12 protein-coding genes are annotated in these 16,473 nt (G+C 56.4%); 6 read left to right on the top strand and 6 right to left on the bottom strand.

Annotated features, from left to right (window positions below):
- Nucleotides 1-140 precede the first annotated feature (140 nt).
- Both BF99_RS0103530 and BF99_RS21815 read left to right on the top strand, forming a co-directional pair.
- On the top strand, nucleotides 141-944 hold the full coding sequence (locus BF99_RS0103530) for an SDR family NAD(P)-dependent oxidoreductase (protein WP_197019028.1): 804 nt from the start codon (nucleotides 141-143) through the stop codon (nucleotides 942-944).
- On the top strand, nucleotides 941-1,999 hold the full coding sequence (locus BF99_RS21815) for a GGDEF domain-containing protein (protein ID WP_025769781.1): 1,059 nt from the start codon (nucleotides 941-943) through the stop codon (nucleotides 1,997-1,999). Before BF99_RS0103530 ends, BF99_RS21815 begins: the two co-directional genes overlap by 4 nt.
- Nucleotides 2,000-2,006: 7 nt before the next feature.
- Here BF99_RS21815 and BF99_RS0103520 read toward each other — a convergent pair whose 3' ends face one another.
- From BF99_RS0103520 to smc, 4 genes are all read right to left on the bottom strand, one after another.
- Nucleotides 2,007-3,407 carry an AmpG family muropeptide MFS transporter gene (locus BF99_RS0103520; RefSeq protein WP_038097171.1) on the bottom strand — a complete coding sequence of 467 codons (1,401 nt, stop codon included), beginning with the start codon at nucleotides 3,405-3,407 and terminating at the stop codon, nucleotides 2,007-2,009.
- Nucleotides 3,408-3,479: 72 nt separating this feature from the next.
- Entirely contained in the window at nucleotides 3,480-5,753 is a 2,274-nt protein-coding gene (ligA, locus tag BF99_RS23295) for an NAD-dependent DNA ligase LigA (protein ID WP_038097168.1), read from the bottom strand.
- Nucleotides 5,754-5,963: 210 nt separating this feature from the next.
- Nucleotides 5,964-6,662, bottom strand: a complete 699-nt coding sequence (locus BF99_RS0103510; protein ID WP_025769778.1) for a cell division protein ZipA C-terminal FtsZ-binding domain-containing protein — start codon at nucleotides 6,660-6,662, stop codon at nucleotides 5,964-5,966.
- 140 nt (nucleotides 6,663-6,802) lie between these two features.
- Nucleotides 6,803-10,333 (bottom strand): chromosome segregation protein SMC, encoded by a 3,531-nt coding sequence (gene smc, locus BF99_RS0103505; RefSeq protein WP_025769777.1) that lies wholly within the window; start codon nucleotides 10,331-10,333, stop codon nucleotides 6,803-6,805.
- 560 nt (nucleotides 10,334-10,893) lie between these two features.
- Here smc and BF99_RS0103500 point away from each other — a divergent pair.
- Nucleotides 10,894-11,307 carry a hypothetical protein gene (locus BF99_RS0103500; RefSeq protein WP_025769776.1) on the top strand — a complete coding sequence of 138 codons (414 nt, stop codon included), beginning with the start codon at nucleotides 10,894-10,896 and terminating at the stop codon, nucleotides 11,305-11,307.
- Nucleotides 11,308-11,347: 40 nt separating this feature from the next.
- Nucleotides 11,348-11,638: a hypothetical protein gene (locus BF99_RS0103495; RefSeq protein WP_025769775.1), complete on the top strand. Its 291-nt coding sequence runs from the start codon at nucleotides 11,348-11,350 to the stop codon at nucleotides 11,636-11,638.
- Between the two features lie 41 nt (nucleotides 11,639-11,679).
- Here the strand turns inward: BF99_RS0103495 and BF99_RS23290 are convergent, their stop codons facing one another.
- Nucleotides 11,680-12,297, bottom strand: coding sequence for an ImmA/IrrE family metallo-endopeptidase (locus BF99_RS23290; RefSeq protein WP_197019027.1), 618 nt, complete (start codon nucleotides 12,295-12,297; stop codon nucleotides 11,680-11,682).
- Entirely contained in the window at nucleotides 12,294-12,746 is a 453-nt protein-coding gene (locus BF99_RS23285) for a helix-turn-helix domain-containing protein (protein ID WP_197019026.1), read from the bottom strand. Before BF99_RS23285 ends, BF99_RS23290 begins: the two co-directional genes overlap by 4 nt.
- Before the next feature lie 245 nt (nucleotides 12,747-12,991).
- Between BF99_RS23285 and BF99_RS0103485 the strand changes: the two genes are divergently transcribed.
- Together BF99_RS0103485 and BF99_RS20130 are read left to right on the top strand one after the other, a co-directional pair.
- Nucleotides 12,992-16,297 (top strand): helicase-related protein, encoded by a 3,306-nt coding sequence (locus tag BF99_RS0103485; protein ID WP_025769774.1) that lies wholly within the window; start codon nucleotides 12,992-12,994, stop codon nucleotides 16,295-16,297.
- The coding region (locus BF99_RS20130; RefSeq protein WP_038097151.1) for a hypothetical protein at nucleotides 16,294-16,473 on the top strand (180 nt) is incomplete at its 3' end. The genes BF99_RS0103485 and BF99_RS20130, both read left to right, overlap by 4 nt.

The following is a 16,473-nucleotide window of genomic DNA, read 5'->3' as shown; positions in this document are numbered from 1 at the left end:
CTCGAAAACGATATATCGCTCCCTCCCCATCCGCAACGATCGTGTGGGGGTCGATGAATTGGGCCATCGAGCGCACGAGAGCCCGATGAATCCAAGTACGCTTGCTGCGTCCGAAAACGAGAATCTTTCGAGCCATGCCGATGAACAAGGAAATCCCTCTTGCAATCGACCGAGCGGCTTTGTCGGGCAGCCTCGAGGGTCGGGTGGTGCTCATCACCGGCGCCGGTGGGGGGCTCGGAGGAGCGGTGGCGCGCTCGGCGGCGAAAGCCGGTGCTCGAACGGTGCTGCTTGGTCGTTCGGTGCGCCCTTTGGAAGAACTGCACGATCGGATCGTCGATGAGGGATCGCCGCCCCCGGCGATCTATCCGATGGATCTGGCCGGTGCCACCCCCGGGGATTATTCAGGCTTGGTCGATCGGATCGATGAGGAATACGGTGCGCTTCACGGGATCGTGCACGGGGCCGCGGCGTTTTTCGGCTTGGCTCCGATCGATCATGTAGAGCCCTTGCATTGGCTGCACACGCTGCAGATCAATCTCAATGCGCCTTTTTTCCTGACCACCGCTTGCCTGCCTTTGCTAAGACGTCACCCGGATGCGAGAGTGATTTTCATCAGCGATCGATTCGACGATCCCTCGGATGGCGATCCCCCGGCGGAAGATAAAAACACCGGCGACAAGTGCGCTTATTGGGGAGCCTACGCCGCTTCCAAAGCCGGGCTCGAAGGACTGGCAAGAGTCCTCGCCGATGAGATGGATGCGATCGGGAATCCGAAGATTTTTCGCATCTATCCGGGCTCGATGCGCACCTCGCTGCGAAGAAGGGCTTTTCCTGCGGAGAACCCCGCCGAGATCCCGATGCCCGAAGAGGCCGCCGATCGAGTGGTGTTCGCGCTCGGCCCCGGATGTCCCTTGGCAAACGGCCAGATCGGAATCGTCGAATGATCGAGGACGACACTCAGGCGGTACGCCCCCCTTCGATTCGGCCCTTGCCGATGAGCGAAGGGCACCACCTTTCTCGCAGCGCTCCCGCCTACCTTGAATGCCCCGCAGATGAGAGGGCCGCCGAGGAGAGCGCCGATGAGAAGTGGCGACTGAAAATCGCGCTCGCCTTGCAAAGAAGCCTGGATGTCGAGGATATTCTCGAAGCGTTCTCGAATCTATTGAACGAACGAGCGCCCCACCTCGGCCTGCGCTTTCGGGGACTTCAGTCGGCAAATCGAATCGATGATCATGCTATCGGTCGCTCGGGGGCGTATTCATGCCGCTTTCGCCTTCGTTTATATCCATCTGCGCATTCATCCAAGCATCTATCTGAACATCCGTCCGATACGGCAAAGGACTCGGTCGTATATATAGAGAATGAGAGAAAAGATCTAGGCGATATCCTTTTTTTTCGCGATACCCCCTTCTTGGCCTTCGAAAAAAAAGAGATCGCAAGCGCCCTGCCGCTGCTCGAATTCCCTCTTCGCAATGCGCTGATCCACAAAGAGGCGATTCGAGGGATGTTGGAAGATCCACTGACCGGATCCTATAACCGAGCGATGATGGACGATATCTTGAAACATGAGGTTGAAAATGCCGCCAGGCATCAAACACCGCTTTCGCTGATGATGATCGATATCGATCATTTCAAGCGCATCAACGATCGCTTCGGCCACCTTGCGGGGGATGGAATTCTCATCGACTTCGCACATCGGATACGAGGGGCTATCCGAAAAAAAGATCGTCTCTTTCGCTATGGCGGGGATGAATTCGCGCTCTTGGCAAGCCATACCGACGACCAAGGCATTCGTCGGATCGAAAAGCGCCTGCGCGGGGTCATCGACGCTCCCCCTTTCGATATCGCCGCTTTCGATGGCTTTAGAAATACGATATCGATCCGAGCCTGCTTCGGAGTCGCAAAATACCGATCGGGCGATGGTCCCCTCGACTTGATTGCCCGCGCCGACAAAGACCTCTACCGGGAAAAACGAAAGGTAAAAAACTCCCGCTTTTAAACCCTTGCTATTTACGAATCTGAACTTTCTTGGAAAATAGCCGCACCTTGGCTCCGGAGAGAATCTCCGCCAAGCGGTGGCGAATGATCCATAGGCAGATCAGGGAAGGGATCACCATCAACGTAGTGATCATGAAGAAGATCCCCCAATCCCCGTTCAACCAATCGACAAAGGCCCCGGAAGCGCCGGCGAAGGTGGTCCGTCCGGCGTTGCCGATCGATGCCAGCAAAGCATATTGGGTGGCGGTGTAGTTTCGATCCACCAACATCGATATGAAGGCGACGAAAGTGACGGTCGCAAACGCCGCAGTCAAGCCATCGGCGACGACCGCAAAGGCCAAAAGCGATTCCGATTTTCCGACCCAAGCCATCTGGGCAAATAGCAGATTGGTCAGGGCCATCAAAATGCCGGCCAAGAACATGGCCCGCACCAATCCGATGCGAATGGCCAAAAGACTGCCGATCAATGTGCCCAATACCGTGATCACCCAGCCGATCGTTTTGGAATAAAAAGCGATCTCGCTTTTTGTGAACCCGATTTCCGAGTAGAAAACCAGCGACATGCGCCCCAAAAAAGCCTCGCCGATTTTGAAAAGAAAAATGAACCCCAGCAACGATAGAGCGATGGTGAAACCGTTGCGCCGAAAAAAGTCGACCATCGGAGAAGCAAAGGTACTCGTCAACCACGAAAGGACCCGGTGAGCGAAGGCACCGAGGCCCGATCGATCGGCGGATGCTTTTTCGATCGATGAACCCTCGTCATGATCTGCAGGCTCACGCTGCGATTCGTGCACGAAAAGCAATCCGATATTGCAAAGGACGATCACCGCTGCAAGAAGGATGAAGGTCATCGGCCAATATTCCTCGACCCCCAACCCTTGAAGAATATCGGCGGCTTTGAGCGCCACCGCCCCTCCGAGTTGGTATCCCGTCCACCAGCCGAGAGTGGCCATCGCCGCCCCGGCCGTCATCGCTTCGCTCTCGTTGCGGTCGAATTGCTCGATACGCAGCGCATCGATCACGATATCCATCGTTGCAGAAGCGGTGGCGATGAGCAATCCGATCGCGATCACCACCGTCAAATTGTCTGCCGGATTCATCCCGCTCCAAGTCAAGAGCGCCAACAAAATGATCATCTGCAGCGGGATGATCCAAGCGCGACGGTGCCCTAGGATCCTCGCCAACATCGGGATCCGGATGCGATCGATCAGCGGCGCCCAGCAAAAATTGACGGCATAAACGGTGAAAATAAGACCGGACCAACCGATGGTGGTACGACTCAAACCCTCTTCTTGCAACCACAGGGTCAGCGAACTGCCGATCAATACCCACGGAAAGCCGCTGATGATCCCGAGCAGGAAAATGCGAGCCATCCGCGCTTGCAAATAGAGTGAAAACGATCGGTTCAAGTGCACACCAGCCTCTTGTGATAGGAAAATCTCGACGATATCGAGGCCGGTCTCTCCTGCCGGCAAGGCGATCTATGAAGCGACGGATTCTTCCTCGATGATTTTCAGCAGAGCCGCTTCGTCAAGAACCGGAACGCCCAAGTTCCCGGCCTTGGCGAGTTTCGATCCCGGATTGCGGCCTGCGAACAAAGCATCGGTGCTCGAAGAAACGCTGCCGGTGACTTTGGCTCCCAACCCCTGCAACCGGCGTTTGGCATCGGCCCTCGTCAATGTCTCCAAAGAGCCGGTGAGCACGTAGATCTTACCGACCAAAGGCGCCGACGGGGTTTTATCGGGGGAGTCCTCTTCGCCGGGTCGGGCATTGGATGACTCGGCGGGGCGGGGCAAGATTTCCGGCCAAGTCAGATAACGCTCGAGATCGTCGATGATCTTGATAGTGTTCTCATCGGCGAAGAAGGTGCGAATGCTCGCAGCGACGATCGAACCGACATCCGGCACCTCGAGCAAGGCATCCTCATCGGCGGAGCGCAAGGCGGCGAGGGTACCGAAGTGGGTCACGAGGGCCATGGCGGTGGCTTCGCCGACATGCGGGATCCCCAAGGCGATCAGCAACCGCTCCAAGGTGGTATTGCGGGCGCGCTCGATGGCCTCGATCAAATTGCTCGCAGCCTTCGAACCCTCTTGGGATCTGGCTTTTTTCCGATCCTCGGGGGATTTCAGATAGAAGCCCTCCAAAGTCTTGGCTTCGAGACGGAATATATCCGTGAAATCGTTCACGATCTCGTTCTCGACCAGATAGTCGACGAGCCTTCCCCCCATCCCCTCGATATCGAGCGCCCCCCGGCTCGCAAAATGGCGGATCGCCTGTTTGCGCTGGGCGGGACAAATCAATGCCCCGGTACACCGCAGCACCGCCTCCCCTTCGGCGCGCTTCGCCGGTGAATCGCAAACCGGGCAGCGCTGCGGCAAGGCGAAAGGAAGCGTCCCTTCGGGGCGACGTTCGGGCACGATACGAATCACCTCGGGGATGACATCCCCGGCCCGGCGCACCCAAACCGTATCCCCGATGCGAATATCCTTGCGATCGATCTCGTCTTGATTGTGCAAGGTGGCGTTGGTGACCTTGACCCCGCCGACGTGGACCGGATCGAGGCGGGCCACGGGGGTCAACGCGCCGGTACGACCGACTTGCACCTCGATGCCGACGACCTCGGTCAAGGCTTCTTGGGCCGGAAACTTCCAGGCGATCGCCCATCTCGGGGCTCTCGCCACTTGCCCAACGATCTCGCGTGCGGGCAAGGAGTCGAGTTTGAGCACCACCCCGTCGATGTCGTAGCCGATCGCATCTCTTTTGGCCGCGATATCCGCGTGGTAGGCGATGCAATCCTCGATGGTCGAAAGGGTTTGGATATGGCTGTCGATCGGAAGCCCCCAATCGGCGAGACGATCGAGCAACTCGCGATGGCGCAAGGGCAGATCTGCATCCGGGCTCGCCGCGCCGATCCCGTAGCAATGGATATGCAAAGGACGGGTGGCGGTGATCGCGGGATCGAGTTGTCGCAGCGAGCCGGCAGCGGCATTGCGGGGATTGGCGAAGGTGCGTTCGCCTCGATCGTGCAGCTGCGCATTCATCCTTTCGAATCCGGCTCGATCCATGAATATCTCGCCGCGCACTTCGAAGGTCTCGGGCCAACCCTCGCCCCGGAGCATCAAGGGAAGGCTGCGGATGGTACGCACATTCAAGGTGACATCCTCCCCGCGCTGCCCATCGCCCCGAGTGGCGGCGCGCACGAGCCTTCCTCGCTCGTAGAGCAGGTTGACGGCAAGGCCGTCTATCTTGACCTCGCCGGTATAGACCATCTGCAAGATTGCCGAAGGATCGGCAAGGGGATCGGACGCGGGATCGGCGGGAGAGGATTGATCGGTAGCAAGATTCGCCTCGACCGCGAAGAGATCGAGGGTGGCACCCTCGATCTCGCTTTTCGAGTCGTCTTTCGAATCGTCTTTCGAAGCATCGCCCGACAACCCCAATCGTTCCCGCAAACGCCGGTCGAATGCCCGGATATCGGACTCGTCGAAGGCATTTCCCAGCGATAGCATCGGCTGCAAATGCACGGCCTCGGCGAAGCGTTTTTGCGGGGCGGCCCCCACCCGCTGCGTCGGGGATTCGGGGATAACGAGGACGGGATAGAAAGCCTCGATCCCTTCGAGCTCGCGCATCAAGGCGTCGTATTCGCTATCCGATATCTCGGGATCGTCGAGCACGAAATAGCGGTGATCGTGATGGGCGATCGTCTTTCGAAGCCAGGCGATCCGCTCTTTTGCTTGCGATGAATCGGGCGGCAAGTCCGGCGGCGGCAAGGGCGAGGGATCCAACGATGAATCCTTGGCGGGATCCGCCGAGTTCTCGGCCTTCGAATCGACTCGATCCTCCGGGGAATCGACCACCTTGGAATTCTCTTGCGATCAGCGAGCGAAAAGGAGCGAAAAACGAACGAGCATCGGATCCGTCGAATGCGGGAGTGTCGACAAACCCATTGCCGGCGCCGGCCTTTTTCAACCTCGATTCCGGGCGAGATTCAAGGCGTGTTCGCGCAACGCCTCTCGCGCCCGAGGGGTCAGGTAGTTGCGTTGGGCATCACCCAAAATCGCATCCAGCCTACGAGCGAGGCGCACGCCCACACCGAGCATCGCATCCAACGTCCGCATCGTATGCGCCGGATCCGAGGCATTCATGAAGATGACCAATCCCGGGATCCGCTCCTCGTGCAGGGTTTTCGGATCCAAGACGCCGGGTTCGGTGGCATTGGCGATGGAAAACACGATCGGCGGCAAGCGCGAGGTGGATTTGGGGGAAGACGGTTCCTCCGATGCATCCGGAAAAAATCGGTAGTGATAGATGCGCATCGGCCCCGCTTTCAGCCCTTCGGCCTCCAAAGCGTCGATGATCGCCGAGCCGCTCATCGATTCGCGGCGGGCGATCAAGGTCAAGGCGATGATCGGCAAGGATGGATCGGGCAGGAGCGGGTCGGTTTGCTCGAGGGCGGAAGATTCATCGATCTCGTCGCCCCCACCCTCACTCTCGTCCACGGCCCGCAGCCCCGCCAGCGCACTGACATCGACGGCGCCCTTGGATAGGCGACCACGCCTACCCGAACGCGCCGCCTTGCGGCGATGCGCAAGATGACCGGACACGTAGATACCGATGACCAAAATGACCCCGGCGATCAACAGGATGAGACGCAGGCTGTCCAATCCTCGCTTCCTGGTAAAGGTTCAATTCCCGGATCGGGATGCAAGCGGTGCAAGGTTCATCGCTCTCGGACCGAAAGTCGATGGGTGCACCCGGTTAGTCTGCCCTATTCTACCGAGTAAGGAAGAGATTGCCTGCCCGCTCATGCCGCTCCCGCCATCTCGACCGCAGCGTCGATATCCACCGCGACCGGGCGCGACACTCCGGGCTCGTGCATGGTCACTCCGACCAACTGCTCGGCGGTCTCCATCGTGATCTTGTTGTGGGTGATGATGATCAGCTGCACCCGCGCCGACATCTCCCGCACCATCTCGCAAAAACGCCCGACATTGGGATCGTCAAGCGGGGCATCGACCTCGTCGAGCATGCAAAAAGGTGCCGGGTTGAGCTCGAAGATCGAGAATACGAGGGCGATCGCAGTCAGCGCCTTTTCCCCGCCGGAAAGGAGCTGAATGGATGTATTGCGCTTGCCCGGCGGATGAGCCATCACCGTCACCCCGGCCTCGAGAAGATTCTCGCTCGTCAGCCGCAACCCGGCGCTGCCGCCGCCGAAAAGGCGCGGGAACATCGCCGCAATCCCCTTGTCGACCCGCTCGAAGGTATCGCGGAATCGGGTGCGGGTCTCGGCATCCATCTTTCGAATGGCCGACTCCAGGGTCTTGAGGGCCGATTCGAGATCGCCGTGCTGGGCATCCAAGTAGCGTTTTCGTTCGGCATGCCGTTCGCGCTCTTCGATCGCCGCCAGATTGATCGCCCCCAAGCGCTGGATACGCCTTTCCACCGACTTGATTTTTTCCGCCCAAGCATCCGCCGTCGCCTCCGACCCCATCCGCTCCAACAGCGTCTCGATCGCTTCGTCGGCATCCGCCAGACGTTTTTCGATCGATGCCCGCAACACCAAGGATTCCTGGCTCTCGATTCGAAAACGCTCCAAGACCTGCCGCTCGTTCTCGACCTGCGCGATCTTTCGCTGCCGCTCCTCGTCCGCCCGACGCACCGCTTCTTCGAGCCTTTCCACTTCGCTGCGCTTATTACGCATCGACGCTTCCAACTCGCTGCGCCGAGCGAGCTCTCGCTCGAGATTTTGCAAGGCCTCGTCGAGCGGAGGGCCGAGAGCCTCGATGGATACCCCGATCGAACGCCGGCGCTCCTCGATCTCGTCCAACTGCGAAATATCGCGGACTTGGGCATCTTGCGCCGCGACCTGGCGCGAGCGCATCCCCTCGATCCGTAGCCCCAAGGTATAGGCCTCGTCGCGCAGGCCCTGCCAACGTTCACGCAGGGCCTCGAGATCGGCGCTGCGCACCCGCCATCGCTCCTCGCACTGCAAGCGCTCGGCCAAGAGCCGCGACTGCTCCTTTGCCGAATGTTCGTACTGCTCGCGGGATTTCGAAAGACGCTCGTGCGAGAGATCGATGCGCGCGGCGAGATTGTCGATCTCGCCATCGAGACGCAGACGATGCGCCTTGGCCTGTTCGGCCTCGGCGATGCGCGTGGCGAGATCCGAGCGCAAAGCGGCATAACGACGATGCTCTTCGTTGAGCGCCCGCTGGCCGGTAGAGTACTCCTCCTCGGCGGCCCGCAATTCCTCTTCGTTATCGCGAGCCCGCCGCTTCGAATCGCTCTCGCCCGCCTCGGCTTGCGCGATCTCCTCTTCCAAAGCGAGCAGCGCCTTCTCCCGCTCCAAAACCCCGTAGCCCTCGACCTCCCCGCCCCGACTCACATGCAACCACGCCGGGCCGATCCACGTTCCCTCGGGGGTGATGACGCTCTGACCCGAACCCAGATGCGGTCTCGCCTTGATCGCCTCGTCGATCCCGTCGACGCAGTGGACCCCGAAAAAGAGATCGGAGATCGGCCAATCGCTATCGACCTTCGATCTCAGCTCCGGTCGATCCAAAGGCTGCGGATTTTTCGAATCCTGCGGATCGTCCTTGCGCGCAGCGTCGATCGCGGTAAAGGTGCCTTGCTCCAACTTCGAGACTTGGGCCGCCAAGTCCTCCACCCCTTGCGTCAATACCGCTTGCAGGCGAGCGCCGAGCACCGTTTCCACCGCATGCTCCCAGCCCGCATCCACTTTGATCGCCTGCGCCAAACGCGCCGCTTGGGCAAAGCCCGCATCCTCGAGCCAGCCGGTGGCCGCCCCCGTTCCGATCCCGAGCGCTTGCTGCTGCAAGGCAGCGAGGGAGGCGGCACGCGCCCTAAGCGCTGCGAGGGTCGCCCGAGTATCGTGCAACGCCTTGGCGAGCGATTCGGCATCCTCGCGCAAACGACGCACCTTCTTTCCGAGCGCCGATTGATGCTCCTCTCCTTCGGCCAGCGCCCGCTCCATCTCGCCGATCCGTTCGCGCAGTGGTTCCACTTCCCGCGCCGGGGTGTCGACATCGATTCCCTCGCGCTCGGCTTCCAGCGTCCCTTGCCGCGAGCGCATCTCCTCGATCCCCGATTCGAGATGAGCGATCCCCGCCTGCTCCGCATGCGCACTGCGAGCGGGCTCGCGCTCGCGCTCGGTGAGACGATCGAGCTCCGATTGCAAGGATTGGGCTTCCTGTTCGAGCGCCTCCAACTTCGTGCGCTCCGCCGCCGCCAAGGCATGCAACTCCTCGAGCGCGGGTTCATCGACAGCAAGCTGGGCAATCAAGGACTCGCGCTCGGCCCGCTCGTTCCCGATACGCTCCGTGATCGCTCGATAACGCTCATCCTCTTGGGCCAAGGTCTCGGTCAAATCCTCCTTGCGGCGGCGCATGGAGGCGATGGACTCCTCGCTGCGGGCCACGCTCCCCTGGGCGTCGATCAGTTCGCGATAGCAACGATTGCCCGCTTCCGTCGCCTCCTCGCCGGCGGCGCGCGAGCGTTCCAGTTCGCTCTCCGACTTGCGCTGCTCGGCGAGCGACGCATCCACGCGGGATTGCTGCTGCTCGACGCGCCGGGATTGGAGAGCGGCCTCTCGATCCAATCCCTGCCATTGCAAAGCCAAGTGTTCGCTTTCGAGCCTGCGCTGCTCGGCTTTCAACTCGCGGAACTTCGCCGCTTGCGTCGCTTGCCGCGCTAGATGGGCCAGCTGCCGATCGATCTCCTCGCGCAAATCGTTGAGACGCTCGAGATTCTCGACGGTATGCTGCATTCGATTTTCCGTCTCGCGCCGCCGCTCTTTGTACTTCGATATCCCGGCCGCATCCTCGAGAAAATCGCGCATCTCGTCCGGCTTGGCCTCGATCAACCGCGAGATCATCCCTTGCTCGATGATCGCGTAGCTGCGCGGCCCCAAGCCGGTGCCATGGAAGATATCCATCACATCCCGTCGGCGGCAACGGGTACCGTTGAGCCAATAAGTGGACTGGCCGTCGCGGCTGACCTGACGGCGCACCGCGATCTCGTTGTAGTCGGCGAAACGGCTACCGGCGCGACCCTCGCTGTTATCGAAAACGAGCTCGACACTGGCGGCGCTGACCGGCTTTCGGGTATTGGAGCCGTTGAAAACGACATCGGACATGGTGGCGCCACGAAGGTGACGAGCGGAGATCTCGCCCATCACCCAACGCACCGCATCGATGATATTGGATTTGCCTCCCCCGTTGGGGCCGACAACCCCGGCAACGGCACCGGGAAACTCGATGGTCGTGGGATCCACGAAGGATTTGAATCCCGCAAGCCGAATCTTACGCAGCCGCATAGCGATATCCGAAAACCTTGTAAAAAAGACGCCCGTTCAAGGCACCGATGGGAGGGTTCGACACGACAAAGGAACGATGAGTGACGACGGATGAGCGACGATATTCGGTCTGTCGCTCGAATTGCCATCTGAATTGTCATCTCGTTACAACAGCTATTCGACTCGCGACCGTGATCACCACACCATCGACCGTCGGATCAAACCGACAATGGTACATCAAGGCATCGACTTTTCCCTCGCAATGACTCGCCTCATCCACCCGAAATCCGACTCCGGCCCCGGATCTCGCTATCTCGCCGCAGCTATTCAAGTGCCCGAAGAGGATGACAATCGCTCGCCGCTCATTGTCTTCGCCTGTCTTCGTCGGCTTCGGGGCCGTGCCCTTTGCTTTTTCAAGTCACCGAATATCCGAAAAAAGAGAAAAAACTTCGCCTTGACGAGAACTAAACGGGATAGGCGAAGTCCAAGAAATAGTAGTATTCTCCAAGTGCGCCCCTCTTACCGAAGAGGGTGCGCTTGATTTCGATAACCGCCGGCGAGATTCACAAGGAGAGTCAGCGATGGACAACGAGAAAAACGGAGTGAACATGGATACCGATCAAGCCCGCCAATTCTTCACGGTCGCCGTCGAGCAGGCCGTTACCAAGGCTTTGGAACAGGTCGTCATTCCCAAGTTCGACGAGCAGAATCTTAAGATGCAGGAGCAAGACCGTAAGATGGAGGAGCAAGGCATCAGATTGGAGGAACAGGGTATCAGCATGAAGGAGCAAAGCCGTAGGATGGAGGAGCAAGGCACTCGGCTGGAGGAGCAGAACAGTAAGATGGAGGAGCTCCGCACCGATATGCGAATCGCCATCAGCGAGAGCAACACCGCTCGACTGAAAGGAACCATCGCCATATCCGGCCTTATCACCGGCTTTGGAAGCGCGATCGCAATCGGAGTCTCCGCCATCATCGTCTCGATCCTCAAATAACCGATCCTTCCATGAGAGGAACGACCGGGGAGAGTCAGCGATGAGCGATAAAAAGAATACGATGAACATGGAGACGGAGCAGGCTCGTCAATTCATCGTGGACATCGTCGAACAGGCCGTCACCAAAGCCTTCGAGCAACTCGTCAATCCCAGATTCGACGAGTTGATCCTTAGGATGGATGAACTGAACCTCAAGATGGATCAGCTCCGCATCGATATGCGAATCGCCATCAGCGAGAGCGACCCCGATTCACTCAAGGGAACCATCACGATACCAAACCCTATCATAAGCTCTAAAAGCGCGATCGGGGTCGGGTCTCTTCCACCATGATCGAGAACCCTTCGAATAGCTAAGGCTCATCGACGAGTCGATCACCCTTCGAGCATGGTCTCGACCTCCTTCAAGGGGATGCCCAGCAGCCGTGCCGCCCGCAGCGGAATGATCAGGCGCTCTCCCAGCGCCTGCCAAACCAATCTCTCAAAACACCGAGGTTGCTCGAAAGCCGCAAAACCCTCCAAGTGCTCCATCGGCTCGGGCTCTTCCTTCATCCAGCTGCGGGCAAAGGTCTTGAAAGCCTTGGCCACAACCCCCTGCGGCAAGATACCGACCTGCCCCAATCGCATCAACATGGCCGCTGCCGGTACCCCGTAGCCTTTTTTCAGGCGGAATATCTCGCTCGATGTCATCGCGCTTCGACCTTTGCCGACACTTCCCATCAGGTGCTCCGGCTGAATCAAAAAAGCACCGGCAAAGCGGTTCATCGAAGACTCGTGCTGCCGACCTGCAATAGCGGTATCGACAAGCACTCGATGCGCGATCTCGTGCGCCAAACCAAAACGCCGCCGCTCGATATCCCCACTTCGAGACACCACGATGACCTCGACCGGCTCTCGCCCTTCGCACTCGACCCGACAGGTCAGGCACTCGACAGGCTTGGGCAGATCGCCTTGAATGACCACCAAACCCCTTTCTTCCAATAATGCAGTCATGCTGAGAATCGGATCGATTCCCAACCCCCATTGATCGGTAGTCTCGAGGCAACCCTTTCGATCTCTCGCTCATCGACCGGCATATTCACGCGCAATCCGACAAAGGGACACCTAATCGGCCGAAGATCGAGAATGCTCTCGATCTCCGAGTACTTTTCCACCCGCTCGATAACCAGCACCTCGGCGCGAGCACGCTCCTTGACCGATACGCCGGATTCTTGGCGCCACTTGATATCCCTGACTGCGAGAACCCTTCGACCCAGCAAAAATCCCATCGATACATCCAGTGCATCGCAAAGCCTCGATAAAACCGAGGTGGAGGGCAGCCCTCGCCCGCGCTCGTAATCCTCGATGATCTTCGAAGTGCTCCCGACCCCGATGCCTCCGGCCAAAGCCGACACCGAAAGCCCGGCTCGCTTTCGAGCGAGTTTCAGTCGGTCTGCGAACATGGTCTTTTCCCTTGCCGAAAACGGATGGATATGCCACATAGCCTAACGGGATATGGCCTACGAAGGAAGAAGAGAAATCGGATGAAAACGGATTGAGAAGCCCCCATCGCTCTACCTTCGAGGAGAGAGACCTTCGCTATCCGACCCCCCGACGAGGGCTACCACTTACCACCAAACGAGGGATAATGGAAGGACCGGCAAGCAATTGACACCGCCGATACCATCTTCCTTCGAGAACATGTACCGTGCCGACAATCTACGACAACGAAAGCGAAATACTGCTCGATAGCCTGAAAGAAACGCTGCAAACGGCCAAGCGCGGTGATTTCTGCGTCGGCTACTTCAACTTGCGCGGCTGGGTAAAAATTTCCCGAACGATCTCGTCCATCTCCCGGGAGTCCGGCAAGCCGGCATGCCGTTTAATCGTCGGAATGCCGGGGAATGACGATATCACCGTGCATTGCCATTACGCCGACGACACCCAAGAAATCACTCAAAAAATCGCCTCCAAACACAAAGAGAAATTCGCCCGAGATCTCGCCAAACAATTGACTTATGGTATTCCCACGGATCGAGATGAGAGGGGGTTGAAAAAACTGGCCATGCAACTCCGTGAGGGGGTGTTGCAGGTAAAATTCTTCGGAGCCTATCCCTTGCATGCCAAGCTCTATCTGGCTCATACCGACAATCGAATGTCCCCGATTGTCGGCTATGTCGGTAGCAGTAATCTGACAATGGCCGGATTGGTGAACCAAGGAGAACTCAATATCGATGTATTGGATATCGATGCCACGAAAAAATTGGCCGACTGGTTTGAAGGCAAATGGACCCATCGTTGGTGTTTGGATATCAGTGACCAGTTAGCTGAAATCATCGAAAAAAGCTGGGCCGGCAACAAAATTCATCCTTATGAGATCTACATTAAAACGGCGTACGAGCTCTCGAAAGATGCCATCGATGGGGCGCAAAATTTCAAAATTCCTCAAATATTTCAAAATAAGATGCTCGAATTTCAAATACAGGCTGTCACCCTCGCAGTCCAGAAATTGTATTCTCGCAGAGGAGTCATCATCAGCGACGTCGTCGGATTGGGAAAAACGATTGTCGCCAGTGCCGTCGCCAAAACATTTCAAGAAGACTACGGCGGGAATATCCTGGTGATTTGCCCCCCGAATTTGAAGGGGATGTGGGAGCATGATTACTTGGAAAAATACGAAATCTCGGGAAAAGCGCTTTCTTTGGGAAAAACGAAAAATCTGGATAAGATGAAGCGATTCCCCACCCTCATCATCGATGAAAGTCATAATCTTAGAAATCGAGAATCTCATCGACATGCACAGGTCAAAAGATATATCGAACAGAACGAATGCCGAGTCATTCTCATAACGGCAACTCCATATAATAAACAATTCACGGATATGAGCAGTCAATTGAGATTGTTCTTGAACTCCGATATGGATTTGGGAATACAGCCGAGTATGTATATTCAAGAATTGAAAAAATCCGGCTCGGATTTCAAAGTCAAACATACCAACACTCTCGTATCCTCTCTGGCCGCATTCGAGCATAGCGATTGCGTAGACGATTGGAGAGAATTGATGCGGGTATTCATGATCCGACGCACCCGAAATCACATCAAGCAGAATTATGCCCAGAAAGATCCTGCAAATAACTTGCATTATCTTACCTTCAAAAACGGACAACGACACTATTTTCCCAAAAGAATCTCTCAATGCCTTCATTTTTCTATCGACAATGACAAAGAGGATCAGTATTCGACTTTGTATTCGGAAAAAACAGTCGATACCATAGCGAATCTCAAACTACCTCGATACGGTCTCGGTGAATATCTTACCCAAAAGGGGCTTCCGGATAGAGCAACGGCACAAGAAAAAAGGATCGCGAAGAATTTTAACCGTGCCGGAAGACATTTGATCGGTTTCACCAAGTCACAGCTATTCAAACGATTGGAGAGCTGCGGACCCTCCTTCGTTCTCTCGATACAAAGACATATCCTACGCAATGCGATCTATCTTGCAGCATGGAGGAAAGGTCAGCGACTTCCCATTGGGAATCTTTTCACCCTCTACGAAAACGAAGAAAACGATGACCTTGAAAAGAATGACGATGATATCGGAAATTTCTTCGATCTGGAGTATTTTCTGAAAAAAGGATCCATCCATTACGAAGAAATGCTGAAAAAAGCGGATAAAAAAATTCAATGGATAAATGTCGAATATTTCAATAAATCCATCGCCGATGACTTGGAAAAAGATTGCAAGAATTTAATAGAGATCATATCCGATATCGGTCTATGGAATGCAAGAAACGATCGGAAATTGATCGAACTTCGAAACCTCTGTATGAACAAACATCGAAACGAAAAATTGCTTGTCTTCACTCAATACAAAGATACGGCGGAGTATCTCCATCGAGAGCTTCTCGGTGACGAGCCGAATCGAATCAAGATGGTCAGCGGCAAGACCGATCATATCTCCGACATCGTGAAAAATTTCAGCCCCGACTCCAATGGATTGGAAAAGGCTGACAATCCTATCCGTATTCTCATTACCACCGACTCTCTCAGCGAGGGGCAAAATCTTCAAGATTGCCGAATCATCGTCAATTTCGATCTCCCTTGGGCGACGATTCGATTGATTCAACGAGCAGGTAGGGTGGATCGAATCGGTCAAAAAGCCACGGAGATCCTCTGCTACAGTTTCTTGCCGGAAGACGGGGTAGAAAAAGTGATCGGTCTACGCGCCCGACTGGATAATCGCTTGAATCAAAGCGCGCAGATTTTGGGTTCCGATGAGAAATTCTTCGATGACAAAGAGATCAATTTGGAAAGAATCTACAATGACCAAGCGGTTTTAGAAGAGACCGACGATGATGTCGACCTCATCACCAGGGCGTATGATATTTGGCAGCAGGCCATCAAAGACAATCCCGACTTGGAAAACCAAATCAAATCGCTGCCCGATGTGGCTTATTCCGCCAAGCGAACAAAGGAGCAAGCGAGCACTCTGGCCTATATCAGAACCGATAACAATCACCATTTTTTGGTCCAAGTGGACGCCGATGGCAATATCATCTCCCAGTCTCAATCCAAGGTGTTGGATTTACTTCAGTGCCTTCCTAGCGAACGAAGGCTGCCCCCTGCTACCAATCATCATGAATCGGTGGCGACGGCGGTAAAACATGTGCAGCAAGCGCAAATGGATTTGAGCGGAAATCTAGGCGGAAGCAACAACATTCGCAATAAAATCTACAACAAACTGAACATCCATAGAGACCGATGGCAAAGCGGCCTTTTCAAAGGAGAACACTCCGATATCGACTTGCGCGATGTCATCGAGGGTGTATATCGATATCCTTTCAAGGAGGCTGCCCGAGACAAGCTGGTTCGCCTCAACCGGCAAGGTGCTTCCGATACGGAGCTCATCGATTCGGTAGTGGGGATGTGGAAAAAAGGCCGTCTCCTTGCAATCCCTGAGGGTGATGGGCCGACACGCCCCCATATCATCTGCTCGATAGGACTTCTTCCATGAACAAAAACGAACTGACCGGTCTTCTTCGTCGCCGGAATTTCAAACGGCTATTCAATGAACTGGGATGGGATAACGATATTCCCGTCTCTCCCATCGCTCCTGTCTCTTTGGAGACCTCCGATCCCTTGCATAAAGGGGGGGGGGGGGGGGATAAATTCAGCCCCAGCATTGATATA

Origin of the sequence: Thioalkalivibrio sp. HK1, assembly GCA_000583135.1 — a bacterium.
Taxonomy (GTDB): domain Bacteria; phylum Pseudomonadota; class Gammaproteobacteria; order HK1; family HK1; genus HK1.
Note: the sequence above shows the minus strand (reverse complement) of the source record. Positions and strands in the feature narration are given on the sequence as shown.

What these genes read in the sequence shown, in the direction of transcription:
- BF99_RS0103530 (WP_197019028.1), top strand. Translation starts at nt 141, where the DNA reads ATGAACAAGGAAATCCCTCTTGCAATCGACCGAGCGGCTTTGTCGGGC.
- BF99_RS21815 (WP_025769781.1), top strand. Translation starts at nt 941, where the DNA reads ATGATCGAGGACGACACTCAGGCGGTACGCCCCCCTTCGATTCGGCCC.
- smc (WP_025769777.1), bottom strand. Translation starts at nt 10,333, where the DNA reads ATGCGGCTGCGTAAGATTCGGCTTGCGGGATTCAAATCCTTCGTGGAT.
- BF99_RS0103500 (WP_025769776.1), top strand. Translation starts at nt 10,894, where the DNA reads ATGGACAACGAGAAAAACGGAGTGAACATGGATACCGATCAAGCCCGC.
- BF99_RS0103495 (WP_025769775.1), top strand. Translation starts at nt 11,348, where the DNA reads ATGAGCGATAAAAAGAATACGATGAACATGGAGACGGAGCAGGCTCGT.
- BF99_RS23290 (WP_197019027.1), bottom strand. Translation starts at nt 12,297, where the DNA reads ATGACTGCATTATTGGAAGAAAGGGGTTTGGTGGTCATTCAAGGCGAT.
- BF99_RS23285 (WP_197019026.1), bottom strand. Translation starts at nt 12,746, where the DNA reads ATGTTCGCAGACCGACTGAAACTCGCTCGAAAGCGAGCCGGGCTTTCG.